The following is a 24,489-nucleotide window of genomic DNA, read 5'->3' on the forward strand; positions in this document are numbered from 1 at the left end:
CCCTCCTTAAGCCGTTAGCACCAGGCCGGCGTCAGTATCGAATGAGACCCAGACACGGTCATCATAACCGAGTGGATTATCGGTTTTGCGCACGGCATTGAGGCTTGCAGCCTTGATGGTGCGTCCGTTTTCAAGGCGCACGTGGAAAACCGTCATATCGCCAAAATATGCGATATCCCATAGCTCACCTTCAACCGCATTGACCGATGCGTCTTCCGGCTTGTCGCGGGTAATGCGGGTCTTTTCAGGCCGCACCGCATACCAGACCTTCTGACCCGGATTAAGTTGTTCACGTGTTTCGGTGTGAATATGGAAGCCGAATTTTTCAGTGGCGATTTCCGCCTCGCCATTCACAGCTTTCACCACCTCACCTTCAATGATGTTCACATTGCCGATGAAGTCAGCCACAAACTTGGAGCGTGGCGCTTCGTAAACTTCCGCAGGCGTTGCAACCTGCATGATGCGCCCTTTGTCCATGACCGCAATACGATCAGACATGGTCATGGCTTCTTCCTGATCGTGGGTAACGACCATAAAGGTCATACCGAGCTTGACCTGCAAATCCATCAGTTCGAACTGAGTTTCCTCACGCAACTTCTTATCGAGTGCGCCAAGTGGCTCATCAAGCAGCAGAACTTTGGGACGTTTTGCGACAGAGCGCGCAAGTGCCACGCGCTGGCGCTGACCACCGGAAAGCTGATGCGGCTTGCGCTTGCCGTATTGCTCCAGCTTCACAAGCTTGAGCATTTCAGCAACGCGTGCATCGATTTCCGACTTCGCCATTCCGTCTTGTTTGAGACCAAAAGCAATGTTGTTCTCAACCGTCATATGCGGGAACAGGGCATAGGACTGGAACATCATGTTTACGGGGCGCTTATAAGGAGGAATGCCGCGCATATCCTGACCATCAAGAGTTATACGGCCCGAAGTCGGCTCTTCAAAGCCTGCCAACATACGCATGAGGGTGGTCTTGCCACACCCCGACGCCCCCAGCAGCGCAAAGAACTCACGATTGAAGACATTGAGTGACAGATTATCGACGGCGGTAAAATCGCCAAACACCTTCGTCACATTCTCAAAAGAAATATAAGGTTTCGCTGCCGGATCATTCCACGGTGCGAATTTGCGGCGAAAGCTGCCAAAAGATTCCATTCCGTTCCCCTATCGACTTATCAGGAACCCGATCCACAGACCGCAGCCTGCCATTGATGTATGTCACAAGACGTAGAGCGGCCCTCCTGCATGAACAGTGAGCCGCTCTCAGATTTCAAACGGGCAAGCCCGCATCGGCTAATAATAGCCGTCATATTATTCGACTGTTACTGGCCTGTGACGATCTTCGTCCAGGCGCGCGTAACAACACGCTGTACCTTGGTGTCGTAAGGCGTCGGCACAAACAGCTTCTTCAGAACTTCATCGCTTGGATAGATTGCCGGATCTTCGAGAATTTCCTTGTCGATGAATTCCTGCGATGCCTTGTTGCCGTTTGCATAGAACACAAAGTTCGACGCCTTGGCTGCAACTTCCGGACGCATGATATAGTTCATGAATTCAAGCGCTTCAGGCACATTCTTCGCATCTGCCGGGATCGCCATCTGGTCGAACCACATCAGTGCGCCTTCCTTCGGGATAGAATAACCGATCTCTACGCCCTGTTTGGCCTTCTCGGCACGGTCACGGGCTTGGAAAATATCCCCGGAATAGCCGACTGCCATACAGATATCGCCATTCGCCAGCGCATTGATGTATTCCGATGAATGGAACTTGCGAATATTTGGACGGATTTTCAGATAAAGTTCCTGCGCCTTTTCCAGATCATCTGGTGATGGCGAATTCGGATCAAGGCCGAGATAGTTCAAAGCTGGACGCAGCATTTCGCTGGCCGAATCCAGAAGATAGATACCGCAGCCTTTCAGCTTTGCCGACTTTTCCGGATCGAAGAGCACATCCCACGAGTCAATCGTGTCTGTGCCGAGCGCTTCCTTGATCTTGGCCTTGTTATAGCCAATGCCGGTCGTGCCCCACATGTAGTTGATGGAATATTCGTTGCCCGGATCATACGTGGCGGCGCGGGTCGAAATTTCGTCCCACATATTCTTGAGGTTCGGGAGCTTGTCCTTATCGAGTTTCAAGAACACGCCTGCAGGGATCTGGCGGCCAAGAAATTCACCCGATGGCACCACAAGATCGTAGCCGCTACCGCCAGCAAGGAGCTTGGTTTCGAGAATTTCGTTGGAATCATAAACGTCGTAAACGACCTTGATGCCGGTTTCCTTGGTGAAATCCTTTAGGATCGAGTCGTCGATGTAATCTGACCAGTTGTAGATATTGACCACCCGCTCCTGCGCGCTTGCAGGAAATACGGCGGCGCTCACAAGGCAAGACGCCATTGTTGTCGCCAGAAGAAAGGATTTCATCCTCATCGCGTGCTCCATTCTGCACCGTCATTCCCGGTACAGCTCAAGGGTGGGTAAACTGTTTCAACTTCATACCTTTTTAGATTGTGAACCATTCGTCAACCGGGTGATGACACCACGAACATAAAAAGTTGTGGTGCACACGTCCCGATCCGAAATATCGCGGTTCTACTGGAAGTCAAAAGCCGATAATCCTGCCACCATTTCGTCGAGACCGAGCGGTCGGGTCAGTGGCGGTTCGGCGCGTGTAATGCAACCCTGACGCTCACAAAGTCGGCAGGCTGGTCCGATTTCCGTGCTGAGAGCATTTCGCGCACCATAAATGGTTTCATCACCCAGTTCGCGAGAGCAGCCCAAAAGTATCGCCGTGCGTCGGGGGCGCTCGTTGAATGCGCCCTGCGGACCTTCAAGCGTTCGCGCTATTGTGAGGAAAGCGGAACCATCGGGCAGTTCTGCAGGTTCAACCAACACCTGCCCTGCCTGAGCAAATGCTGCATAGACCGGCAATTTCGGGCATTGCCCGCTAAAGCGGATTGGAAAACCTTCAGCGCCGACCATGCGAAGACGATTGCCTGCGTGGTCGATTTCCATCAGGAAAAACGGCAGAGCGGCATTGCCCTGGCGTTGCAAGGTCGTCAAACGGTTCGCGGCCTGTTGAAACGACACGCCAAAACGCGAGCGCAAAACATCGACATCGTAACGCGCGCGCACTGCCGCATCGCGAAATTGCCTGTAGGGCATCATCAACGCTTGTGCTGCATAGCGCGCCAATTCAAATCTTGCGATGCGCTTTGCCTCCCCGGACGACAGTTTCAGCCCTTCGGTTTCGGCACCAATCATCACCTGCATACGGATGAGCGCTGCTTCCATCGCAATTTCCTGCAACTGGTCAAAGGGCGACAATCGTTCCGAAATAAACAACCGCTGCGAATGCCTGTCATAACGTCTGCGCCAGTTCGGCATAGTCGTAACAGGCAAACTTCGCACGGTAATGCCGTGCTCACGCCGCAGCCATTCTTTCAACGCGCCTGACAAATCCCCTTCGGGCTTAAGCAATGCGTAAAAGCTTTCGGCCTCCTCTTCGATACGCGGATAATGATTAGGTCGTCGAGCCATCACATCGCGTACTTCATCAAGGGGCAAACGCGTTGCGGAAAGCTGCGCATCGCTTCCCTCATGAGAAAGCAGTTGAGACAGATCAGAAAGCCGCTGCTGCTGTTCGCGATAGGCGCGATAAAGCTTGACGATCCCGCTGGCAGCATTGGGTGCTGCCTCGCCGATTTCCACGAGCTCCTGATCGCCCGGCAATTCTCCCGTCAGCAGCGGATCGGAAAACACTTCCTTTAGGCCCGCAACCGTCGCGCCGCTTTCTGCCTGAAGGCTATCGAGATCAAGCTTGTAAACACTGGCTAGCTTTAACAGCAGCTGCACCGTCAGCGGACGCTGATTGCGCTCAATGAGATTGAGATAGGACGGCGAAATACCAAGCGCCTCGGCCATGGATGTCTGCGTCAAACCGCGCTCGTTGCGGATGCGCCTGATACGGGGACCAGCAAATATCTTGCGTTCGCTCATCAGGCCTCCCAAACCAAGAACGATGAGTTTTACAACTCATGACAAAATAGCTGCAATTGATAGCTTTGACAACATTTACAAATTTACAGATCACATCAGTCAATTTTCAGACAGCGTTACTTCAATTATAAGCCGGTTTTACGGGTTTTTCTGGCTGTTCGATTCTCACAAATGTAAATCTAGTCACAGAACGAGCGGCGATAATCTGCTCTTCAAAAACCTGGTCCAAGTGTGAGGAGACACCGAAATGACAGATTTTTACAGCCTTATTCCTTCGGCACCCAAGGGTCGTTTTGACGGCATCCAGCGTGCACATACAGCCGAAGACGTGAAGAGGCTGCGCGGTTCGGTGGAGATCAAATACTCACTGGCCGAGATGGGTGCAAACCGCCTCTGGAAATTGATCCACGAAGAAGATTTCGTCAACGCGCTCGGCGCTCTCTCCGGCAATCAGGCCATGCAGATGGTTCGTGCCGGTCTGAAGGCGATATATCTGTCCGGCTGGCAGGTTGCTGCGGATGCCAATACGGCATCAAGCATGTATCCTGACCAATCGCTCTATCCGGCAAATGCTGCTCCGGAACTGGCAAAGCGCATCAACAAGACATTGCAGCGTGCCGACCAGATCGAAACATCAGAAGGCAAAGGTCTGTCGGTCGATACTTGGTTTGCACCAATCGTTGCCGATGCAGAAGCTGGCTTCGGCGGACCACTGAATGCTTTTGAAATCATGAAGGCCTTCATCGAGGCAGGTGCGGCCGGCGTTCATTATGAAGACCAGCTGGCTTCTGAGAAGAAGTGCGGTCATCTCGGTGGCAAGGTCCTGATCCCGACGGCAGCACATATCCGCAACCTGAATGCGGCGCGCCTTGCGGCCGACGTCATGGGTACTGCAACGCTGGTTATCGCCCGCACGGATGCGGAGGCCGCCAAGCTTCTGACCTCGGACATCGACGAACGCGATCAACCTTTCGTTGATTATGATGCAGGCCGCACCGCGGAAGGCTTCTATCAGGTGAAAAATGGCATCGAGCCATGCATCGCCCGTGCGATTGCCTATGCGCCCTATTGCGATCTGATCTGGATGGAAACATCCAAGCCCGATCTCGAACAGGCTCGCCGCTTTGCCGAAGCCGTGCACAAGGCATACCCGGGCAAGAAACTCGCTTACAATTGTTCGCCGTCATTCAATTGGAAAAAGAACCTCGACGACGCGACGATTGCCAAGTTCCAGCGTGAGCTGGGCGCGATGGGTTACAAGTTCCAGTTCATCACGCTGGCCGGTTTCCACCAGCTCAATTTCGGCATGTTCGAACTGGCACGCGGCTACAAGGATCGTCAGATGGCAGCTTATTCAGAGCTGCAAGAGGCGGAATTTGCGGCAGAAGCAAATGGCTACACCGCGACCAAGCATCAACGCGAAGTTGGCACCGGTTATTTCGATGCCGTGTCTCTCGCAATCACCGGCGGCCAGTCTTCGACCACCGCCATGAAGGAATCGACAGAAACAGCACAGTTCCGCCCAGCTGCGGAGTGACACCCAATATTTATTTAACGCGCATCTTGTCCGAAAACCGTTTCACACTTTTCGGGATGCGCTCTTAAGAGGAGAACAACCATGGCTTCGATTGCACGTGTTAAGGAAAGAGCAGAAGAGCAGTCAACCTCGATGAGCACCGATCAGCAAAGCGCGATCCGTATGCTTGCCAATGATCTGCACCGCCTCAACCAGTCGGTCATGAATGCAGTCGAGGCCGGTGTTTCCGTTGAGCTGGTTCGCTCAGCCCGCCATCATGGCGGAGAAGGCAACTGGGGCGACCTTCTGATCCCGGTCATCGTCACCCGAAACCCATGACGGTACCCATAACGGCACCCATGATCATTGCCTTCGCCGCCCTGTTCTATACTTCTGTGTGCCTACGGCAGCGCGGGAACGGCGAAGGCAACTGGGGCGACCTTCTGATCCCGGTTATCGTCACCAAAAACCCATGATGGTCGTCATCGCAATCACCGTCGCCACCGTGCTTTTCACTTCGAAAACGCTGTGGCGGCGGAAACAATCAAGCGTAAAAGTCGCAATTCGGTCGTTTCATCCAAAGAACATATATTAGAACTTGATATACCAGTTCATTCATGTTGGACTGGCCCCACTGACCTCCCCGGCTGGCTCTGCCAGTCGGGTTTTTTTTACATCAGCAGATAATCTTTCGGCTGCGGCATGTCCGGTAAATCCGTTTCCCCCAAAGCTTCCCGCACATTGATCTCAATCGTATCAGCGATAGCGCCAATTGGCAGATCGTTGGGCAGCGTACCAAACGGCTCTTCCAACTCATCGCCCAGAGCATCAAGGCCGAAGAAGGTATAAGCAACCAGCGTGGTTGCAAAAGGCGTCCCCCAGCCGAGCATATCGGCAAAGCCAAACGGGATGAAAAAGCAGAAAAGATAAGCGGTGCGGTGCAAAAGCAAAGTGTAGCCGAACGGCACCGGCGTAAAACGTAAGCGCTTGCTTGCAGCTTGCACTTCAGCAAGGCTGTTCACCGTTTCATCGAGTGTCTGAAAATCAATTGCCTCAATACGACCCGTCCCACGCAATTCAGCGAGCGTCTCACCCATCTTGCGAAGGATGAAGTCAGGCCCGTTGCGGCTTGCATCAAACGCCTTCTGCTCATCGGCGGAAAGCCACTTTTGGAACTTCGCTTGCCCATCACCCGGTCGAAGATGCGGAACCATCGCTTGTGTGAATGCAATCACATAGTGGAGCAACTTTTCACGGGCGCTTTCTGCTCCCGGCAACCGATCCAGAACCATTGTCTGGCGGGCGAAACTGCGCGTCACATATACGAGCTTACCCCAGACTTTTCGCGCTTCCCACCAGCGGTCGTAGCAAGCATTGTTGCGAAAGCCGAGGAAGATCGAAAGCGCGATACCCAACAACGCAAAGGCCGTGCCATTATTGAAAGCAGGCACCCAACCCGGGAAAGCGCGATGTGCCCAGACCACAACGAGCGAGAGCACGAAAACTGCAAATATCTGCGGCAATATCCGCGTGACAATCGAGCCTTTGAGGATGAAGAACAGTTTCCACAAAGGCGGGCGCGGACGAACGATCATTTCAATGGATTTCCCAGAATGTTACCGACTGTCTTTATAGTCTTTGCGCCTCTTCGCCAAGCATCGCAAGTTACCACCTCGATCAAATCTTGATGCGTTCTTGACAATGACCAGCAATAAAAATGGCAACCAACGTCGTTGTAGACACAATCAGGAGCCTTCATGTCTATTCAATCACTCGTCGATACTGTCGCCAATAGGGTCAACATCGAACAACCATTGGCAGAAAAACTGACAGGATCGGTCTTTTCCGTATTGCAGCACAGCACACCTGAAATCGGAGAAAAAGTGTTTGTGCTGTTGCCTGACGCAAAGCCACTGGCTGCAAACCATGATGTACTCGCAGCAGGGGGTGACGGTTTTATGGGAATATTCTCAGGACTGATGGATACATTTGCCGGAGAAAAAATGAGTGCCCTGCTGAAAGCCGCAGCCAGCTTACGTTCAAGTGGCCTTTCCAGCGAACAGATCACCGATGCGGGAAATCAGGTGTTCTTATATATCCGCGAGCGCGATCCAGATCTGGTAGATCAACTGATCATCGCAGCACCATCTATCAAAGAGCATTTCGGTCTCTAGTGGATTGAATTTGACGTTTGAATCCCGACTGACACACAAGCTGTTTCAAACGTCAAATTCGAAAAATCCACTAGATTCATAAACTTGCTAGTGGTCTTCACACTTTTCGGGATGCGCTCTGACGCGCCATCAAAAATATTCAGATGGCGCGTTCTTAATTATTTCAGGGTCTTTTCAAGTATCGCCCATTGTTCATCACGCGTTACGGTCCCCATGCCATTGTTATGTGCAGGCATATTCCGATTAAGGCGAACGAAAACCACTTTCTCATCGCCTTTCTCAGCCCATCCGACATACCAACCGAACTGGCGACGCCGATCAGGCTTCCCCTTCGGGCCTGTTTCAAATGCAGAACCGGTTTTACCATGGGCGGTCCAGCCATTAGAAAGTGAGTGGGTTGGAAGAATAGCCATGGTTTTGGTCATCGCTGCCTCCGAGAACGGCAGCTTGTTATTGACCATTTTCAAAAGAAAATCGGCCTGTTCTGTCGGCGATATGGTCAATGACGACGATATCCACGAACGCAACATGCCATTGTTCTTGCCGGGGTCACCGCTCAAGTCGCGATTGCCGTAGTTGAGCTGATCTGTGTATTTCTGGAAGTTGTCTTTCCCGAGCTTCCGCGTCAGCTCCTGCGAGAACCAGACCACCGACTGATCTTCCCAGTATGTCGGATCAACCGATTGCTTCCAAGACTCACGCCAAGCTGGATATCCCTCCTTAAATGGCCAGGATGGATTATGACTGTCTTGCAATATGCCGCTCTCAAACCCCATCAGCGCAAGCGGTACTTTAAAGGTCGATGCAGGGCTATTGCGCTTGTCACAAATCTCACCCTCCTTGGCGATCACCTCACCGCTCTTTGCGTTGAGCATGATCATGCAGGTGAGCTTTTCGCCTGCAGCGAAAGCCTGCCCTTGCAAAACGAATGCCGCAAGCATGGTGCCGCCTGCTATTCCCAAAGCCGCTTTGATTGGTCTTTGCATCAACAAAATCTCCAAAAGAATGCATCTGGGAATTCTCTTCTCAAACATGGCGCCAACATTGCACAAAAATGGCAATCCACACGTTTATACCAAGCATCTTATGAACTCGATTTCACCCATTTATCACTCCTGATATTTAATGTTGTTGTTGCTCAAAGGCCATTTGTCATTGTCGAGCGTCCCCGCTATCATGCCAACATACGAAATCATTTTTTGGTGTTGGATGTCTGCTGATACGACGGAAAAGAAGGTAACGCGCGCGCCGCGTCGCCGTACGCCTACTTATGTCAAATCGCTTCGCGGCGTGAAAAACTGGAAGCAGGCCACTGAGTGGCTTGCATGGCGTGACATTGAAGACATCGAATGCATCACACCCGATCAGGCTGGCGTTGCCCGCGGCAAGATGATGCCGTCCAAGAAGTTTACCTCCAACACATCGCTTGCCCTGCCATCGGCAGTGTTCATGACAACTATTTCCGGTGATTACCCGGAAGACGGCCATGGTTTCCAATATCCGGAAGACGACGGCGATCTGAAGCTTCTGCCGGACCTTTCAACCCTTTGCACCGTGCCTTGGGAGTCTGATGCCACGGCGCAGGTGATTTGTGACCTCGTTTATCAGGACGGACGCGCTGTCGAATTTACTCCGCGCAATGTGCTGCGCTCGGTTGTCGCCGCTTACCACAAGCGTGGCCTCAAGCCCGTGGTCGCGCCGGAAATCGAATTTTATCTCGTGCGCAAAAACCCAGACCCCGACTATCCGCTGACCCCTCCGGTAGGCCGTTCAGGCCGCGCGATTGGTGGCGGTCAGGGCTATTCGATTGCGGGCGTCAATGAATTCGATGAACTGATTGATGACATCTATCACTTCTCTGAAGGTCAGGGCCTTGAAATCGATACGCTGATCCACGAGGAAGGCGCTGGCCAGCTTGAAATCAATCTGCGTCATGGCGACCCGGTTGAACTGGCCGATCAGGTCTTCATGTTCAAACGTACGATCCGCGAAGCAGCCCTTAAGCACGATATGTATGCAACTTTCATGGCCAAGCCTATTCAGGGTCAGCCGGGTTCGGCCATGCATATTCACCAGTCGATCGTCGACAAGAAAACTGGAAGAAACATCTTTTCCAATGAAGATGGCACTGAAAGCGAAGCCTTCCGCCACTTTATCGGCGGTATGCAGCGACATGTGCCTAACGCGCTCGTCATGTTTGCACCCTATGTAAATTCCTATCGCCGTTTGACGCCAGATGCTTCGGCTCCGGTCAACGTCAAATGGGGGTATGACAACCGCACCACGGCCTTCCGCGTTCCGCGGTCGGAGCCGGGCGGCAGGCGCGTCGAAAACCGCATTCCTTCTTCCGATGCCAATCCATATCTAGCGCTGGCTGCCTCGCTTGCCTGCGGTCTGATCGGCATGGTGAACAAGATCGAAGCGGATCAACCTGCATCGACAAGCGTGAACACCAAGGAGATCGACCTTCCACGTGGTTTGATTGAAGCGGTGCAACTATTTGAAAACGATCAGGAGTTGCGCAACCTGTTCGGCAGCTCGTTCGTAACCACTTATGCAGCGATCAAGCGTGCTGAATTTGAAACCTTCATGGAAGTCATCAGCCCGTGGGAGCGTGAGTTCCTGCTGCTCAACGTCTGACCGGTTCCACATGCTCAATCAACGGCCTTATCAAAGCCCCATCTCGCCCGGATTTTCATGGTACGAGGCGAGTGTTTCTGAGCGTCCGCAATATGCCGAACTTGATGGCGCTCGGCAGGCCGATGTCGTCGTCATCGGCGGGGGCTATACTGGGCTGTCGGCAGCTTATCATCTGGCGAAACAAGGCGCTGACGTCGTCCTGATCGAGGCTGCTCGTTTCGGCGATGGAGCGTCCGGGCGCAATGGCGGACAGTTTGGCACAGGTCAACGCACATGGGCGGAAGATCTTGAAAAGCAGTATGGTTTGGAGCGTGCGAAAGCTCTCTTCAACATAGCGGAGGAGGCCAAGGCGCATCTCCTCGGTTTTGCGCGCGAGCACAATATCGACATGGAATATATGCCCGGCCAAATCTCTGCCGTGCATAAGCCGCGCTACCTCAAGAACTATCAGGAACATGCGGAATTGATGGCGACACGCTTCAGCTATCCGCATATTCGCTATGTCGAACGCGAGGAAATGGCAACGCTGCTCGGCTCTGACCGCTATCATGGCGGCGTTTATGATGCGGGCACAGGCCATATTCATCCGCTGAAACTGTTGATCGGCTTGGCCAAAGTTACCGAAGCGGCTGGTGCTCATCTTTACGAAAACACCAAAGCTACAAAGATCAGCACGGTAAGCGGTCGCATCGAAGTGGAAACACCGCGCGGCACGATTTCAGCGAAGAACGCCTTCATCGCGGTCAATGCTCATGGCGGCGATCTGGAACCGACAAGTGCCGCCCACGTCATGCCGATCCGGTCTTTCATTGGCGCAACAGCACCTTTGGGCGATGACAGTCCAGTCATCCCCGGCGGAGAGTCGGTCGATGACTCGCGCTTCGTTGTACGCTATTTCCGCAAATCCAAGGATGGTCGCCTGCTGTTTGGCGGTCGTGAGGCCTATACAGCCGACAATCCCCGCGACATAAGCGAACATATCCGCCGACAGATTGCGGAGATTTACCCCGCACTGGACAAGGTTGAAATCACGCAAGCCTGGGGCGGATCGGTAGGCATAACCATGCCACGCCAGCCATTTGTGCGCGAAGTAATGCCCGGTGTCATTTCTGCAGGCGGCTATTCCGGCCATGGGGTGATGCTGGCCAATTATATGGGCAGGCTTTACGCAGAGGCAGTCAGCGGCAAGCGCGAGAATCTCAAACTCTTTGAAGAGTTACGTATTCCCGCTTTCCCCGGCGGCCGCACTTTCCGCGCACCTCTGCTATTTGTGGCTCTGTCATGGTACGCGCTGATGGATCGGATTTAAAAAAAGAGGGTGGTATATCCTCTGATATACCACCCGTGAGTTTTCATGCCCTGTTACTCTATAAGACTGTTACTCAGGCACTATTAGAGCGGCGTGCACCCAATTAGGCACATTAGGTCGCTTGAACACTTTAAAATCAGAGCATAGTTTTACCCTTAAACTGATCCAAGTTTAAGGAATTATGCTCTAGCCAGTCGCTGGTAGGTTTCTTCCACGACATCGCGGAATGGAAGCACACCACTAAGGCAAAGCAGAGCATGCATGTGTTCACGTGCACCTTCATAGCCCATGATTGGCGCGAAAGGCTGCATGACAACGTTCGGCTCTTCTGAATAAAGCTCCTCATACTCCGCGAAGTTTGTGAAGCTCTTGTAGCTTTCGCCGCGCATCAGATAAGTTTCAACTGCTGTCCCTTCAGCCAGAACCACCTCATGACTATCCAGTACGATGTTGTAATAATCGACAGCGTCTTGTGCCAAAACACGCGTGATGGTCCGACCATTCACGAGATCCTTTGCACGGATCAGAACACCATCGATGTAAAGCGCATGGTTCGGAGACAGATAGAGATCACGGTAAGGGGTTTTGCCGTCCAACGCATGGCGCGCGACACGGATCGGCATGATGCTTTCGTTCCACTCTGCTCCGCTTTTCCTGTGACTTTGCCGACCGATCCATTTCACAGGCATCACTGCATCAATGGTTTCCACAAGATCACCGACGCTGAGCTTTTCCACAGCAATGGGACCTTCCGTCGTCTCAACGAGCGTCCCTTTCAAAAGACAGTTGGAGCCGGAACCTCCGCCTCCGCTTTCCCACCATTTCGTGCCCATAGCGCGCGCTGGCAGCGACGATAGAGAAGCAGACAAAGCGCCAATAGCTGCCGCTTTGGCAGCCAGCCCGGCGGCTGCTCCTAGAAAGTGTCGGCGCGCACGATTGCGAGGCGAGTGCGGGTTATTATCAGGTGACATGTATCCCTCCGCTTTTCGAGTGCTGGGCATCGGGCTAAAATCAGCATGGATTTTTTGCAAAGCACGATGCGCCAAATCAAAAATTTAAAGCTTCAATCCGTGTTGCGCGGATCGCCGCTTCTGTTGCTTCGCCCCAAGATCACGAATCTGATCATACCTGATGACCCGGCCTAAAATATTCCAGCAATCCGGGCTAAAGCCTCCGCGAATAGGCGTAGGATCTACCTCGAAAGGTGGTTGTTTCGGTGAGGTTTGAGGTTTTTGAAAACCCGAATATGTTGATCGAGATTAAGCAACCACCAGATTTGCCCGCCCCGTAATTCCTCATTCGTTCGGAACCACTTCGCATTCTCGTCATTAAAGATGACGGGGTTGATTTGCTGTCAACGGTTTCAAAAACAGCTGCAACTCTCTGCTTTCCTGCGGTTTCACAGCTGCTTGTGCCCGGAATGAGGAGGACTCGATGGAAAATCCGATCGGTAATGCGGGCGAAGAAAAAACAGAACTTAAGCGGGTGATGGGACCCGGATTACTTTTACTATTCATCATCGGTGACGTTTTGGGGACAGGTATTTATGCCCTCACCGGCGAAGTTGCTGCCGAAGTTGGCGGTGTCGTTTGGCTACCCTTTCTTATTGCGTTCGTGGTTGCCCTGCTAACCGCTTGCAGCTATCTGGAACTCGTCACCAAGTACCCGCGTGCAGCCGGTGCAGCGCTCTACACGCACAAGGCATTCGGCATTCACTTCATCACATTTCTTGTCGCTTTCGCCGTCATGTCGTCGGGCATAACGTCTGCATCCACCGCCTCACGCGCCTTTGCAGCAAACTTCGAAGCATCGCTGGGCTTAGGTTTCGGTGATTGGGGCACACCGCTCATTGCTGTGGGCTTTATCGCACTCATTGCCGCTGTAAATTTTCGCGGTGTCGGCGAAAGCGTGAAAATGAACGTCGTTCTCACAGTCGTTGAAGTCACCGGCCTATTGATCATTATTGGCATTGGCCTCTGGGCAATCGCTGGCGGTCAAGGTGATGTCTCTCGTGCATGGACTTTCGAAACACCCGAAGGCAGCGGCTATTTCTGGCCCGTCATCGCCGCTACCACTCTTGCTTTCTTTGCCATGGTTGGTTTTGAAGACTCGGTCAACATGGCTGAGGAATGCAAAGAACCCTCGCGTCTTTTCCCGAAAGTGCTGCTCACCGGTCTCGCTATCACCGGCGTCGTCTATGTGCTGGTTTCCATTTCGGCCATTACGCTGGTCTCTGCTGCTGAACTTGGCGAAGGGGACACACCGCTTTTGAAGGTAATTCAGGCAGGCGCGCCGGGCTTTCCTATCAGCATATTTGCAGTGATTACCATGTTCGCCGTCGCCAATTCGGCGCTCATCAACATGATGATGGCAAGCCGCCTTATCTACGGTATGGCGCGCGAAGGCGTTGTCCCTGAGGCCTTGGGCAAAGTACACAAAGGACGCCGTACTCCCCATATCGCGATCATCTTCACATCGCTGCTGGCTGTTGGCCTCATTCTTTTCGCAGGCGGCGTCCCGGCACTCGGCGGCACAACGGCGCTGCTGTTGCTGTGCGTCTTTGCGGTGGTCAATGTTGCGGTCTTGGTCCTGCGCAGCGATCATGTCGATCATAGGCACTTCCGCACACCAACTGTCCTGCCGGTGTTAGGCGCAATCAGCTGCACCTTCCTCGCGGGGCCATGGACCGGCCGCGATACGGAGCAATATGCTATTGCAGCGGTACTACTCGGTATCGGTGTCGTGCTCTGGTTTGCCACAGTTCGCTATATGCGTGCTGCTAACCAGACTGTTTACAGCAGTTCCAGTTAAAACTGAATCGTTGGAACCGCTGTAACTATTTGTTTTTACGCATTTCCGAACGTAGAATCAGTTCCCACTTTTACTGGAAATGCTTTAAACCACCATTCTCATACCTTTAGCTTTGATCCATTTGCCTGCATCCAGCAGGCAAGTGAATCAAGCGTATTACGCAGGGTCTTGCCCAGAGCGGTAACCTCATATTCCACTCGCGGTGGCATTTCTGGATAAACGACACGGGTAATCAACCCGCGCGTTTCAAACAGTCGGAGTTGCCGCGTAAGTTCCTTCTGAGTAATCGGTGCAACGGCACGTTGAAGCTCCCCAAAGCGAATGGGGCCATCCGTAACGATCAGCCGATAAAGGATTGGTATCGCCCATTTTCCAGCGATCAGGTTGACGAAATCCACCATGGGACACCGGCTGTTGCTAGATACGTCTACTGATAAGTCGTCCATCAGCCCGCCTCGCGATATTGGAAAATTATTCCTTTAGTACCAAATTGGTGCCTACTATACATTAGATACTAATGGACACAATGTCCTTTCTCCCAGAAGCGAAAATGCTTCGAATGAAGAAAGGTGAATTATGGGTCGTCTCGAAGGAAAATACGCGCTCATCACGGGCGGAACGAGCGGTATCGGGCTTGAAACTGCCAGACAATTTACCCTTGAAGGTGCAACGGTAGCCATCACCGGACGAAAGGCACAAGGTTTGGAGACTGCTTCCCGCGTACTGCCTGAAAATGTCCTGAAAATCCAAAGCGATTCCGGCGATGTTGCAGCACAGGAACTGCTTGCACAGAAACTCCGGGAACAGTGGCCGCAACTTGATGTCCTTTACATAAATGCGGGCGACGTCACCCACAGCCCGCTTCAGGACTTTAATGAAGACGCCTACGACCGGCTGATGGCGACCAATCTGAAAGGTCCGTTCTTTCTGATCAAAGCACTGCTACCACTTCTGGCCAATCCGTCATCAGTCATTCTGTGCGGATCAGCCAGCGCGCATATCGGCCTTCCGCAAAGCAGCGCCTATGGTGCGAGCAAAGCCGGGCTTCTTTCATTGGCACGCACCCTTTCCGGCGAATTAGTAGATCGCGGAATCCGTGTGAACGGCCTCAGCCCCGGCCCAACAGAAACACCAGCATTCGGCAAACTTGGCCTCGCGCCTGCGCAGGAAGAAATCTTACGCTCAGATATACGCAAACTCGTGCCAATCGGACGGATGGGTAAGCCTGTCGAACTCGCGAAAGCTGCGGTTTTTTTGGCGTCTGACGAATCCACGTTCGTCGTGGGATCAGAGATCCGGGTTGATGGCGGCGTGACCAATCTTTGATTGCTCAATTAACCGCAAGGCCGCATTGAAGCTGTTGACAATGCGGCCTCGCAGGAATAGCAAAGCATCATGATTAAAGCGCTCATCAACACCCGTTCTTATTACGCCCCGCTCATATAGCGGCGGGTTTGCTTTGTCATAGTTCAACCGCTGCATTGCCAGCGGTTTCGTATGAAGACAGTGCCTCTGGCGATGCTGCCATTCAGAGGTCAGTCCATGTCTCGCGACAAAAATCATCAGCATAAAACAATCGGAATTATCGGCTTTGGTGCATTCGGGCAGCTTATCGCCCGCTACCTCAGCCCATATTTCCGGCTGTATGCTTATGACCCTGCTGCAGGGCTGGATAACCTTGCTGGTGCTCTCTCCGTAACATTGACCTGCATAGAAGATGCAGCCCGCTGCGACGTCGTTATTCTGGCAACGCCCGTCTCAAATCTTGAGCCCGTCGTTGAAGCGATTGCGCCACATTTGCGGCCCGGCGCGCTCGTGATGGATGTGGGATCAGTGAAAGTGGGCCCAGCCAACGTGATGCTCAGAGGTCTGCCGGATAATGTGGAAATTGTCGCCACGCATCCACTTTTTGGCCCACAAAGCGCCAGCAATGGTATTGCCGGATTGAAGATTGCCATTTGTCCGGTTCGCGGCAAACAAGGGCCTCGCATCGGTGCATTCTTACGCAAACATCTGGCGCTTGATGTCATCATGACCACTCCAGAAGATCATGATCGCGATGCGGCCATGGTTCAGGGGCTGACGCATCTGATCGCAAAAGTGCTGGTGCAGATGGAGCCTCTGCCCACACGCATGACGACCAGAAGCTTTGACCTGATCATGCAGGCGGTGGGCATGGTGCGCCACGATGCGCCGGAGGTTTTCCATGCCATCGAACGTGCAAATGATTTTGCGCCGCAAATTCGTCAGCGTTTTTTCGAACTGGCTGCTAATGTGAATGAAGAATTGAGCCGAGTCCCTCAATCATGACTCTGGTGTCGTGTTCAGAACCAATAATGGAAGTTGAAATCATGAATCGCGATACGCTTTACCTTTTGCAGCCGGGTTTTGATGACCCGGCCTATCCCGGTCAAAAATTCTATTGCGAGCATTGCGCCCTGATGGAAGGTGTTCTGGCTTCATTTCCTGAACTCGGAAAAAATCTCGACATCAGGCACATAGCCTGGCCACGTCCGCGGCAAGAAGTCATCGCGCTTGTGGGGGAAGAAAACCAGTCGTTACCTTTGTTCATATTGACGAAAGGTAATCGCTCGGTCCATCAGACGGGTGAATATGGGGGCAATGCTTTTGTTTCTGACAAGAATGCAATTCTCGCAGTGCTTTCCGAGCGGCATGGTTTTCCCAATCCGCATCCGTAATTGGAGTTTCTCGCCATGAGCGGCAAAATACTGATCAGTGCCTGCCTCGCCGGGCATCCGGTCCGTTACAACGGATCGGCAAAACCGCTCGCACATCCGCTTGTCGATCAGTGGCGTGCTGAAGGACGGTTAGTGACGGTTTGCCCAGAATTAATGGCAGGTTTTGGCGTGCCTCGCCTCCCCGCAGAAATTGCAGCAGGAGACGATGGCGAGGCAGTACTTTCAGGCCAAGGTCGTGTTATTGAAGAAAATGGGGGCGATGTCACCGCACAATTCGTCGCTGGCGCTCAAGCAGCGCTTGCCGTGGCACAAGCAAACGATTGCCGTTTTGCTCTATTGATTGATGGCAGCCCATCCTGTGGCAGTCGCTCGATCTATGACGGCAAATTCATCGGCCAAAAACATTCCGGAGCCGGTGTCACTGCCACCCTTCTTCGCAGCCACGGAATAGAAGTCTTCCCCGATTCACAGATTGAAGACCTTGGCATTCGTCTTCAAGCTTTAACTTAACTCGCCCAAAATCCATTCGCGGAAGGCGCGGACCTTAGGCATATTCTTTCGCGCCTTTGGGTAAACCAGCCAATAGGCCCGTCCGTCATCGCAAAGAAGGTCAAAGGGTTGAATCAATTGCCCTGATGCCAATTCAGCAGTATGGAATGCAGGTGTTAGGATGCCCACGCCCTGCCCGGCAGCGGCTGCACGCCCTTCGAGGTGCTGAGCGCCATAACGGCTGAATGCATTGCCCTTTATTTCCGGGTTTTCAATTCCGGCAGCCTCGTACCAGATTTTCCACCATGGATCCGTTGGATCTACCGCGCGCAGACGCAACAGATCGGCAGGTTCGTTAATTCCTCCCACCGACTCCATAAGCTTCGGGCTGAGCATCGGCGAGAATTGCGCCTTAATGAGTTCATGCGAGATCATACCCGGCCAATCACCTCTTCCGCTGCGAATAGCCATATCGATATTCGACGTCGAGAAGTCGACCATATCATTGGACGTATCCAACCGCACCGCGAGCGAAGGATGCTTCATCTGAAACGACCCCAACCGCTGCACAAGCCAGTTTGACGCGAAGGTGACGACAGCGCTGATCGTCAGAACGCCCTGCGTGTCTTCACGCGCCGATGCGAATGCCGTCCGCATGGCTTCGAAGGCTTCATTGATGGCAGGAGCAAGACGCATGCCCAATTCGGTCAGTTCCACCTGGCGCGGCTTGCGCAGAAACAGCGGCGCGCCGACACGCTCTTCCAGCAATTTTATCTGATAGCTGACAGCAGCCTGAGTCATTCCAAGCTCTTCCGCAGCACGCGTAAAGCTTGCATGGCGGGAAGCGGATTCAAAAACGCGAATAGCTGAGAGCGGCGGCAGGGGCGACGTCATAATACATAAGTTCTCCTTATGCATCATAATCGACGTTCAATTGGAAAACAACGCGTTTTTCCGTCATAACTATAGGCACAGTTTAACCGACAGCCCAGCCTCCCACTAGGCTCTAAGCTCAGAAAAATCGAGATCGACCATGCGTGATGTTGAGATCAACTCATCAGCGATTGCCGTTGTTTGCCCTGAAAAAATAGCGTCGTCCGGCCTGCGTGCGTGGATTGCAGGTTTGTTCAAGCGGAAGCCGAGCCATTACGTCATCAGCGAAAATTCGCCGGAATATCTGCTGCGCGATGTAGGTATCAAAGAGGGACGACCATCCCGATTTACCCGCGACGGACATAAGTTGCCTGAATGGTGAAAGTTACCTGTTTTTACGCATTATCCTACGCAAAACCGCTTCGCACTTTTGCCGGAAATGCTTTTAGCCACTAACCACCGCAAAGCCACGGGCTTTCAGACCCCGCCGGTCTTCGCGCAGATTACCGATCAGGCGCGACCGGCTTCCGCTAAGATGCAATGTCATCAAAGCCATGGCTTGAGACGCGTTTCCTTCTCGCACCGCATCAAGAATCGCACGATGCTGCTGCCATGCGCAAGCTAGCGCGTCCGCATCGCGCACTTCTAGCCAGCGTGCCCGTGAAAGCCGTTGCATGGCATCGCGAACACCACGGTTTAGAAATTCATTGCCTGAAAGTCGCGCGAGTTCGATATGGAAATCCATGCCCACACGATGCCATTTCTCGCGTGCGCTCGCGGCATCGCAACTATTGAGCATTTCAGCAATTGCCTCAACACCACTGCGATCTTCCAATGCGCAAGTAACTTTCAGAGCCGCAATTTCCAGCGCCTCGCGATAGACGCCGATCTGCTCAATCTCCGCAAGATTGATCGGTGAAACAGTCCAGCCGCGCCCTTCCCGTCCGACGAGCCCTTCGGCTTCAAGACGTAAGAGTGCAGCACGGATAGGCGTGCGCGATGCATTGAACTGCGCTTCGATCCAGCGTTCGGTCAGCCGTTCGCCCGGCCCCAGCTCAAGCCCGAGGATCAAATCGCGAAGCTGTTCTTCGACTTGCCGCATCTGTGACATTGGACCCTCGATAATTCTGGCGAACGGCTGATTGACAAGCCACTGCGACAGGCGCATGTGTGTATTCCAATTTGGTATCCCAAAATGGAATACAAAGCAATCATATCTAATTTCAACGGAACAGAGCATGCGTACCCAGCCGGCCGAATACGGCAGCAAGGCCACAACACAATCGCCAGCCGCGATTGCAAATGACGAGAACCAGGAACGCTATTGGAAGCAGAACCTTGTTATCTGCCTCGTCGGTTCATTCACGACACTCGTCGCCATGTCGCTGCTTCTGCCGTTTCTTCCGCTTTATGTGGAGCAACTGGGCGTCGTTGATCATGCCGCAATCGTGCAATGGTCGGGCATCGCCTATGGTGCGACGTTTCTCGCGGCAGCAATTGTCGCGCCGTTCTGGGGTAGGCTTGGTGACCGTTACGGCCGCAAGTTGATGCTGATCCGCGCTAGCCTCGGCATGGCGATTGCCATGTCTTTGATGGGAATGGTCACAGATATCTGGCAACTTGTGGCCCTGCGGTTATTCGTCGGCATTGCGGGAGGCTACTCGTCGGGTTCGATGATCCTTGTCGCCACGCAAACACCAAAAGACAAAACTGGTTGGGCGCTGGGCGCACTTTCGGCGGGCATTATGGGCGGCAATCTGGCTGGCCCTCTGCTCGGCGGTGCGCTGCCGCCATTGATCGGTATTCGCGCAACTTTCTGGCTGGCGGGCAGCGTGATTTTTCTCACCTTCCTGGCCACTACATTTCTGATCCGTGAGGAACGGAAACCACCCAAGCGCAGCAAGGAACAGAACCGCGAATCTGTCTGGGCTGCCATTCCAGATCGCAAACCGATCATCGCCATGCTCGCGACAGGCATGTTGTTGATGTTCGCAAATATGTCGATCGAGCCAATCATCACCGTTTATGTGATGCAGCTGATGGACGACCAGACCAAAGTGACGCTGATTTCCGGCGTGGTAATGGCTGTTGCCGCACTCGGCAGCATCCTTTCTGCCTCCAGACTTGGCCGTCTGGCAGACCGTATCGGCCACACACGCGTCATCATCGGCGCACTGACGATCGCAGCACTCCTGCTGATCCCGCAAGCCTTCGTCACACAAGCCTGGCAGTTGATAGGCTTGCGCTTTTTAATGGGCCTGGCATTGGGTGGTCTTCTGCCCTGCATCAGCAGCGTCATCCGGCACAATGTTCCCGACCGGGTCGCAGGCAGTGTTCTCGGGCTTTCAGTTTCGGCGCAGTATGTCGGTCAGGTCGCAGGCCCAGTTGCTGGCGGGTTCATCGGCGGTCGCTTTGGAATGCCCGCAGTATTCCTCTGCACATGCGCGCTCATGGGGGCAGGAGCAATTTATAACTGGGGTGTTCTGAGAAAAGCTTCACAGAATTGATGCATGAGGGCGATAGTCACCCTCACTCCCCGATTCTCTGAGACAAGCCATGACAACACAAATTTTTGCGCCCTATGACGTACTTGCAGCAAAGCTTTTGCCACACGCACTCGACAGCCATGAGGACGGATCACATGATCTCTCCCACCTTGCTCGCGTATGGAAAAATGCGGCCATCATTCAGCAGACTGAGGGCGGCGACGCAGAAGTATTATGCGCAGCCGCTCTCCTGCATGATTGTGTGAGCGTAGAAAAAAACGCACCTGATCGCCACCGCGCTTCAAGATTTGCTGCGGAAAAAGCAACCAGCCTGCTGCGTGAACTTAGCTGGAGTGAAGAACGGATCGCAGCAACAGCGCATGCAATTGAGGCACATAGCTTCTCAGCCAATATCGAGCCACGCACTGTTGAGGCTAAGATTTTACAAGATGCGGACCGGCTCGATGCAATCGGTGTCATTGGGGCAGCACGCTGCTTTTACATCGCAGGCCGTATGGGCAGCGCGCTTTATGATTGGCAAGACCCAAAGGCAGAAAGCCGCCCACTTGATGACAAACGCTATGCGCTTGATCACTTCCGAGCCAAATTGTTCAAGCTTGCTTCCGGATTCAAAACAGAAAGCGGAAGCCGCATGGCTACGGAGCGCCATGAAAAGCTGGAGGCTATATTCAACGATTTCCTGTGTGAAGCAGGCAGTTAGAGCGCCGATCTGGTTGGATCAGATCGGCGCTCTAACAGTATGTTTTAACGCGCATCTTTGTCCGAAAACCGTTTCACGCTTTTAGGGATGCGCTCTAAATCGAATAACCGCCATCAACGCTGAGTGCTGTTCCCGTAATCATCGATGATGCATCCGACGCCAGGAAAAGCGCTGCCTCTGCAATGTCTTCTGGCTTCGAGAACCGGCCAAGCGGGATCGTGCCTTTCAGGCTCTCGCGTGCCGCGGGGGTGTCTTCTGCGAGAAACATCCCTAAAGCTTCGCCGTCGCTTTCAGCGGGGCAAATACAGTTGACGCGAATATTCTTTTCGGCGAGTTCCAGCGCCATCGCCTTGGTCGCGCTTACAACCCAGCCTTTGGACGCAGCAAACCACGTAAGACCTTTGCGCGGACGATTGGCCATTGCAGATGCAGTGTTGATGATCACGCCGCTGCCCTGATGTTCCATGATTGGCACGACCAGCAGCGTCGAATGGTAGATCGCCTTCATGTTGACCGCATTGATGAGATCAAACGCGTGCTCATCCACTTCCGTCAAAGGCATATTGCGATGCGTGAAACCCGCATTGTTGACCATGATATCGATGCGACCGAACTTATCAAAAGCCGCACGTGCCAGTCGTTCCATATCATCCTTGCGTGACACATCAGCCTGCACGGACAACGCATCTTTGCCGATATCGGCAAGTTCGTCTTCCAGACTTTTCACATTCACATCGGCCAGCACAACCTTGGCGCCCTCAGCTGCAAAGCGGCGCGCTATGGCAGAACCGAAACCAGATCCAGCACCTGTGATAATCGCAACCTTGTCCTGCAGCCTCTTCATGTCATTCTCCTTTTGCGGATGTAGGATATGATCCGCCCGTCAAATCAGTAAAAACTTTGTTCAGCACTGCTGTGTTCATGCCTGAATATGGCTCTATGTTGAACATGTCATCTATGCATATGCGGTTAACCGAGATGCAATGACAGCTGTAATTGGCAACATTCGCGAGAATGTTACATTGGATGGTTGAATTTAAATCGATTAAATTATAGACAGAGGCTGTACGAAAATCGCATTCTGCTATTAGAGCGCCCTGCGCCCTCTTGGGCGTACAAAGGACGCTCTGAACTATTAATCTACGCATCGTACTTTCCAAAAATCGATTCCGATTTTTGGGCCGATGCTGTAGCAGACTGATTTGCGTTAGAAGTGGAAGAGAGCAATATATGACCAGCCAGATAATACCGGTAGAGCCCTTCGATTGCATCGTTTTCGGCGGTTCCGGCGATCTTGCCGAACGCAAACTGATTCCTGCGCTGTATCAGCGTCAGCGTGCAGGTCAGCTCAGTGAGCCGACACGCATCATCGGCGCTTCGCGTAGCGCTATGACAGATGAGGAATATCGCAAGTTTGCACGGGATGCGATCAACGAGCACGTGAAGGCTTCGGAAATCGACGCCAAGGAAGTCGAAGCATTTATTGCGCGTCTTACCTATGTTGCAGTCGATGCGAAGTCTGAAGATGGTTGGGCCGCTCTCAAGGAAGCCATTGGCAAAAAGCCAGAGAAGATCCGCGCTTTCTATCTTGCCGTAAGCCCGACTCTGTTCGGTGACATTGCCAGCCGCCTCAAGACGCACGGCCTGATCACTCGCGACACGCGCATCATCGTTGAAAAGCCAATTGGTCGCGATCTTGAATCCGCCAATGCGCTTAACGACACGATCGGCAGCGTTTTCCGCGAAGATCAGATTTTCCGTATCGATCATTATCTCGGCAAGGAAACCGTTCAGAACCTTATGGCTCTGCGCTTTGCCAATGCACTCTATGAGCCGCTCTGGAATTCGGCGCATATCGACCACGTGCAGATCACAGTTGCTGAAGCTGTCGGCCTTGAAGGTCGTGCCGGTTATTACAATACCGCTGGCGCGCTGCGCGATATGGTGCAGAACCATATTCTCCAGTTGCTTTGCCTCGTCGCTATGGAACCGCCTTCGTCACTCGAAGCCGATGCAGTGCATGACGAAAAGGTCAAGGTGCTTCGCTCGCTGAAGCCAATCACGACCGCCAATGTTGAAGATGTTACCGTTCGTGGTCAGTATCGCGCCGGCGCGTCTGCAGGCGGCCCGGTCAAGGGTTATCTGGAAGATCTCGGCAGCGACACCAGCAACACGGAAACCTTCGTGGCGCTCAAAGCAGAAATCGACAACTGGCGTTGGGCAGGCGTTCCTTTCTACCTGCGCACCGGCAAGCGTCTTGCCACCCGCGTGTCGGAAATCGTCGTCACTTTTAAGCCGATCCCGCATTCGATCTTCGGTGAAAATGCTGGTAAGGTTGTGGCCAACCAGCTCGTCATTCGTTTGCAGCCTGATGAAGGCGTGAAGCAGTGGCTGATGATTAAGGATCCAGGTCCGGGCGGAATGCGCCTGCGTCACGTTCCATTGGACATGAGCTTTGCGGAATCGTTCAGCGAACGCAACCCGGATGCTTATGAACGCCTGATCATGGACGTTGTCCGAGGCAATCAGACACTGTTCATGCGCCGCGATGAAGTGGAAGCTGCATGGCGCTGGGTTGATCCGATCCTTCAGGGATGGGAATTGAACAACCAGCAGGTTCAGGGTTACACGTCAGGTACATGGGGCCCATCGTCTTCCATCGCTCTTATCGAGCGCGATGGACGGACCTGGCACGAAAGTCTCTAAAGCATGTCGCGCTCAAATGGATTCATTTGAGCTCCCGCGAACATGCGACAGTTAAAAGAATCTAGAGCGAGCG

General features: G+C 53.1%; 24 protein-coding genes. 14 read left to right on the forward strand and 10 right to left on the reverse strand.

Translation table 11 applies throughout. The features are described 5' to 3' along the window. Window positions 1–6: 6 nt before the first annotated feature. The 3 genes from OIV19_RS05500 to OIV19_RS05510 form a co-directional block, all read right to left on the reverse strand. Window positions 7–1,152: an ABC transporter ATP-binding protein gene (locus OIV19_RS05500; RefSeq protein WP_151091596.1), complete on the reverse strand. Its 1,146-nt coding sequence runs from the start codon at window positions 1,150–1,152 to the stop codon at window positions 7–9. Between the two features lie 167 nt (window positions 1,153–1,319). Further along, window positions 1,320–2,423 (reverse strand): polyamine ABC transporter substrate-binding protein, encoded by a 1,104-nt coding sequence (locus OIV19_RS05505; protein WP_191792737.1) that lies wholly within the window; start codon window positions 2,421–2,423, stop codon window positions 1,320–1,322. A gap of 162 nt (window positions 2,424–2,585) precedes the next feature. Beyond that, window positions 2,586–3,992: a helix-turn-helix domain-containing protein gene (locus OIV19_RS05510; RefSeq protein ID WP_151091598.1), complete on the reverse strand. Its 1,407-nt coding sequence runs from the start codon at window positions 3,990–3,992 to the stop codon at window positions 2,586–2,588. A gap of 247 nt (window positions 3,993–4,239) precedes the next feature. Here OIV19_RS05510 and aceA point away from each other — a divergent pair, with 247 nt between their 5' ends. Continuing rightward, the gene (aceA, locus tag OIV19_RS05515; protein WP_095444551.1) at window positions 4,240–5,529 is read left to right on the forward strand and encodes an isocitrate lyase; all 1,290 of its coding nucleotides are present in this window, start codon (window positions 4,240–4,242) and stop codon (window positions 5,527–5,529) included. An 81-nt stretch (window positions 5,530–5,610) separates the two neighbouring features. Then, window positions 5,611–5,847 (forward strand): SMc00767 family acetate metabolism repressor, encoded by a 237-nt coding sequence (locus OIV19_RS05520; protein WP_007879671.1) that lies wholly within the window; start codon window positions 5,611–5,613, stop codon window positions 5,845–5,847. A 332-nt stretch (window positions 5,848–6,179) separates the two neighbouring features. Here OIV19_RS05520 and OIV19_RS05525 read toward each other — a convergent pair whose 3' ends face one another. Then, window positions 6,180–7,103, reverse strand: a complete 924-nt coding sequence (locus OIV19_RS05525; RefSeq protein ID WP_264230922.1) for a bestrophin family protein — start codon at window positions 7,101–7,103, stop codon at window positions 6,180–6,182. Between the two features lie 162 nt (window positions 7,104–7,265). On the opposite strand from OIV19_RS05525, the gene OIV19_RS05530 reads away from it, so the two are divergent. Further along, window positions 7,266–7,682: a DUF2267 domain-containing protein gene (locus OIV19_RS05530; RefSeq protein WP_151091600.1), complete on the forward strand. Its 417-nt coding sequence runs from the start codon at window positions 7,266–7,268 to the stop codon at window positions 7,680–7,682. Window positions 7,683–7,840: 158 nt separating this feature from the next. On the opposite strand, the gene blaOXA is transcribed toward OIV19_RS05530, so the two are convergent. Further along, window positions 7,841–8,668, reverse strand: coding sequence for an OXA-919 family class D beta-lactamase (gene blaOXA / locus OIV19_RS05535; RefSeq protein ID WP_151091601.1), 828 nt, complete (start codon window positions 8,666–8,668; stop codon window positions 7,841–7,843). Window positions 8,669–8,891: 223 nt separating this feature from the next. Here blaOXA and OIV19_RS05540 point away from each other — a divergent pair, with 223 nt between their 5' ends. After that, the gene (locus tag OIV19_RS05540) at window positions 8,892–10,322 is read left to right on the forward strand and encodes a glutamine synthetase family protein (RefSeq protein ID WP_151091602.1); all 1,431 of its coding nucleotides are present in this window, start codon (window positions 8,892–8,894) and stop codon (window positions 10,320–10,322) included. A gap of 10 nt (window positions 10,323–10,332) precedes the next feature. Beyond that, complete coding sequence (locus OIV19_RS05545) at window positions 10,333–11,631, forward strand: NAD(P)/FAD-dependent oxidoreductase (RefSeq protein WP_151091603.1); 1,299 nt, start codon at window positions 10,333–10,335, stop codon at window positions 11,629–11,631. A 179-nt stretch (window positions 11,632–11,810) separates the two neighbouring features. Here the strand turns inward: OIV19_RS05545 and OIV19_RS05550 are convergent, their stop codons facing one another. After that, window positions 11,811–12,602: a Hint domain-containing protein gene (locus OIV19_RS05550; RefSeq protein ID WP_264230923.1), complete on the reverse strand. Its 792-nt coding sequence runs from the start codon at window positions 12,600–12,602 to the stop codon at window positions 11,811–11,813. Between the two features lie 463 nt (window positions 12,603–13,065). Between OIV19_RS05550 and OIV19_RS05555 the strand changes: the two genes are divergently transcribed. Then, window positions 13,066–14,442: an APC family permease gene (locus OIV19_RS05555; RefSeq protein ID WP_264230924.1), complete on the forward strand. Its 1,377-nt coding sequence runs from the start codon at window positions 13,066–13,068 to the stop codon at window positions 14,440–14,442. Window positions 14,443–14,540: 98 nt separating this feature from the next. Here OIV19_RS05555 and OIV19_RS05560 read toward each other — a convergent pair whose 3' ends face one another. Then, a complete protein-coding gene (locus OIV19_RS05560; protein WP_235901730.1) occupies window positions 14,541–14,843 on the reverse strand; it encodes a winged helix-turn-helix transcriptional regulator in 303 nt (100 codons plus the stop codon). A 175-nt stretch (window positions 14,844–15,018) separates the two neighbouring features. Between OIV19_RS05560 and OIV19_RS05565 the strand changes: the two genes are divergently transcribed. The 4 genes from OIV19_RS05565 to OIV19_RS05580 all read left to right on the forward strand — a co-directional run bounded on the left by OIV19_RS05565 (window position 15,019) and on the right by OIV19_RS05580 (window position 17,651). Further along, a complete protein-coding gene (locus OIV19_RS05565; protein WP_191792730.1) occupies window positions 15,019–15,768 on the forward strand; it encodes an SDR family oxidoreductase in 750 nt (249 codons plus the stop codon). 216 nt (window positions 15,769–15,984) lie between these two features. Then, window positions 15,985–16,752, forward strand: a complete 768-nt coding sequence (locus OIV19_RS05570) for a prephenate dehydrogenase (RefSeq protein ID WP_151091607.1) — start codon at window positions 15,985–15,987, stop codon at window positions 16,750–16,752. Window positions 16,753–16,793: 41 nt separating this feature from the next. Beyond that, window positions 16,794–17,141, forward strand: a complete 348-nt coding sequence (locus OIV19_RS05575; protein WP_264230925.1) for a DUF3088 domain-containing protein — start codon at window positions 16,794–16,796, stop codon at window positions 17,139–17,141. Between the two features lie 15 nt (window positions 17,142–17,156). Beyond that, entirely contained in the window at window positions 17,157–17,651 is a 495-nt protein-coding gene (locus tag OIV19_RS05580) for a 2-thiouracil desulfurase family protein (protein WP_264230926.1), read from the forward strand. On the opposite strand, the gene OIV19_RS05585 is transcribed toward OIV19_RS05580, so the two are convergent. Beyond that, a complete protein-coding gene (locus OIV19_RS05585) occupies window positions 17,643–18,524 on the reverse strand; it encodes a LysR substrate-binding domain-containing protein (RefSeq protein ID WP_151091609.1) in 882 nt (293 codons plus the stop codon). The two genes, OIV19_RS05580 and OIV19_RS05585, sit on opposite strands and share 9 nt — an antisense overlap. A 139-nt stretch (window positions 18,525–18,663) precedes the next feature. On the opposite strand from OIV19_RS05585, the gene OIV19_RS05590 reads away from it, so the two are divergent. Next, on the forward strand, window positions 18,664–18,885 hold the full coding sequence (locus tag OIV19_RS05590) for a hypothetical protein (protein WP_191792728.1): 222 nt from the start codon (window positions 18,664–18,666) through the stop codon (window positions 18,883–18,885). A 63-nt stretch (window positions 18,886–18,948) separates the two neighbouring features. Here OIV19_RS05590 and OIV19_RS05595 read toward each other — a convergent pair whose 3' ends face one another. Continuing rightward, window positions 18,949–19,614 carry a GntR family transcriptional regulator gene (locus OIV19_RS05595; RefSeq protein ID WP_264230974.1) on the reverse strand — a complete coding sequence of 222 codons (666 nt, stop codon included), beginning with the start codon at window positions 19,612–19,614 and terminating at the stop codon, window positions 18,949–18,951. A gap of 127 nt (window positions 19,615–19,741) precedes the next feature. Between OIV19_RS05595 and OIV19_RS05600 the strand changes: the two genes are divergently transcribed. Both OIV19_RS05600 and OIV19_RS05605 read left to right on the forward strand, forming a co-directional pair. Then, window positions 19,742–21,010, forward strand: coding sequence for a multidrug efflux MFS transporter (locus tag OIV19_RS05600; RefSeq protein ID WP_151091611.1), 1,269 nt, complete (start codon window positions 19,742–19,744; stop codon window positions 21,008–21,010). 49 nt (window positions 21,011–21,059) lie between these two features. Then, window positions 21,060–21,710, forward strand: coding sequence for an HD domain-containing protein (locus OIV19_RS05605; protein WP_264230927.1), 651 nt, complete (start codon window positions 21,060–21,062; stop codon window positions 21,708–21,710). Window positions 21,711–21,804: 94 nt separating this feature from the next. Here OIV19_RS05605 and OIV19_RS05610 read toward each other — a convergent pair whose 3' ends face one another. Then, on the reverse strand, window positions 21,805–22,554 hold the full coding sequence (locus OIV19_RS05610) for an SDR family oxidoreductase (protein ID WP_264230928.1): 750 nt from the start codon (window positions 22,552–22,554) through the stop codon (window positions 21,805–21,807). 386 nt (window positions 22,555–22,940) lie between these two features. Here OIV19_RS05610 and zwf point away from each other — a divergent pair, with 386 nt between their 5' ends. Continuing rightward, complete coding sequence (gene zwf, locus OIV19_RS05615) at window positions 22,941–24,416, forward strand: glucose-6-phosphate dehydrogenase (RefSeq protein ID WP_151091614.1); 1,476 nt, start codon at window positions 22,941–22,943, stop codon at window positions 24,414–24,416. Window positions 24,417–24,489: the final 73 nt, after the last annotated feature.

It is taken from the genome of Brucella sp. HL-2, from assembly GCF_025846885.2.
In the GTDB taxonomy this organism is placed as follows: domain Bacteria; phylum Pseudomonadota; class Alphaproteobacteria; order Rhizobiales; family Rhizobiaceae; genus Brucella; species Brucella quorumnocens.

What these genes read in the sequence shown, in the direction of transcription:
- OIV19_RS05580 (WP_264230926.1), top strand. Translation starts at nt 17,157, where the DNA reads ATGAGCGGCAAAATACTGATCAGTGCCTGCCTCGCCGGGCATCCGGTC.
- OIV19_RS05605 (WP_264230927.1), top strand. Translation starts at nt 21,060, where the DNA reads ATGACAACACAAATTTTTGCGCCCTATGACGTACTTGCAGCAAAGCTT.
- OIV19_RS05525 (WP_264230922.1), bottom strand. Translation starts at nt 7,103, where the DNA reads ATGATCGTTCGTCCGCGCCCGCCTTTGTGGAAACTGTTCTTCATCCTC.
- OIV19_RS05590 (WP_191792728.1), top strand. Translation starts at nt 18,664, where the DNA reads ATGCGTGATGTTGAGATCAACTCATCAGCGATTGCCGTTGTTTGCCCT.
- OIV19_RS05540 (WP_151091602.1), top strand. Translation starts at nt 8,892, where the DNA reads ATGTCTGCTGATACGACGGAAAAGAAGGTAACGCGCGCGCCGCGTCGC.
- OIV19_RS05600 (WP_151091611.1), top strand. Translation starts at nt 19,742, where the DNA reads ATGCGTACCCAGCCGGCCGAATACGGCAGCAAGGCCACAACACAATCG.
- OIV19_RS05550 (WP_264230923.1), bottom strand. Translation starts at nt 12,602, where the DNA reads ATGTCACCTGATAATAACCCGCACTCGCCTCGCAATCGTGCGCGCCGA.
- OIV19_RS05575 (WP_264230925.1), top strand. Translation starts at nt 16,794, where the DNA reads ATGAATCGCGATACGCTTTACCTTTTGCAGCCGGGTTTTGATGACCCG.
- OIV19_RS05555 (WP_264230924.1), top strand. Translation starts at nt 13,066, where the DNA reads ATGGAAAATCCGATCGGTAATGCGGGCGAAGAAAAAACAGAACTTAAG.
- OIV19_RS05530 (WP_151091600.1), top strand. Translation starts at nt 7,266, where the DNA reads ATGTCTATTCAATCACTCGTCGATACTGTCGCCAATAGGGTCAACATC.
- OIV19_RS05510 (WP_151091598.1), bottom strand. Translation starts at nt 3,992, where the DNA reads ATGAGCGAACGCAAGATATTTGCTGGTCCCCGTATCAGGCGCATCCGC.
- OIV19_RS05505 (WP_191792737.1), bottom strand. Translation starts at nt 2,423, where the DNA reads ATGAGGATGAAATCCTTTCTTCTGGCGACAACAATGGCGTCTTGCCTT.
- OIV19_RS05610 (WP_264230928.1), bottom strand. Translation starts at nt 22,554, where the DNA reads ATGAAGAGGCTGCAGGACAAGGTTGCGATTATCACAGGTGCTGGATCT.
- OIV19_RS05545 (WP_151091603.1), top strand. Translation starts at nt 10,333, where the DNA reads ATGCTCAATCAACGGCCTTATCAAAGCCCCATCTCGCCCGGATTTTCA.
- OIV19_RS05500 (WP_151091596.1), bottom strand. Translation starts at nt 1,152, where the DNA reads ATGGAATCTTTTGGCAGCTTTCGCCGCAAATTCGCACCGTGGAATGAT.
- OIV19_RS05520 (WP_007879671.1), top strand. Translation starts at nt 5,611, where the DNA reads ATGGCTTCGATTGCACGTGTTAAGGAAAGAGCAGAAGAGCAGTCAACC.
- zwf (WP_151091614.1), top strand. Translation starts at nt 22,941, where the DNA reads ATGACCAGCCAGATAATACCGGTAGAGCCCTTCGATTGCATCGTTTTC.
- OIV19_RS05560 (WP_235901730.1), bottom strand. Translation starts at nt 14,843, where the DNA reads ATGGTGGATTTCGTCAACCTGATCGCTGGAAAATGGGCGATACCAATC.
- OIV19_RS05595 (WP_264230974.1), bottom strand. Translation starts at nt 19,614, where the DNA reads ATGTCACAGATGCGGCAAGTCGAAGAACAGCTTCGCGATTTGATCCTC.
- OIV19_RS05565 (WP_191792730.1), top strand. Translation starts at nt 15,019, where the DNA reads ATGGGTCGTCTCGAAGGAAAATACGCGCTCATCACGGGCGGAACGAGC.
- blaOXA (WP_151091601.1), bottom strand. Translation starts at nt 8,668, where the DNA reads ATGCAAAGACCAATCAAAGCGGCTTTGGGAATAGCAGGCGGCACCATG.
- OIV19_RS05585 (WP_151091609.1), bottom strand. Translation starts at nt 18,524, where the DNA reads ATGACGTCGCCCCTGCCGCCGCTCTCAGCTATTCGCGTTTTTGAATCC.
- OIV19_RS05570 (WP_151091607.1), top strand. Translation starts at nt 15,985, where the DNA reads ATGTCTCGCGACAAAAATCATCAGCATAAAACAATCGGAATTATCGGC.
- aceA (WP_095444551.1), top strand. Translation starts at nt 4,240, where the DNA reads ATGACAGATTTTTACAGCCTTATTCCTTCGGCACCCAAGGGTCGTTTT.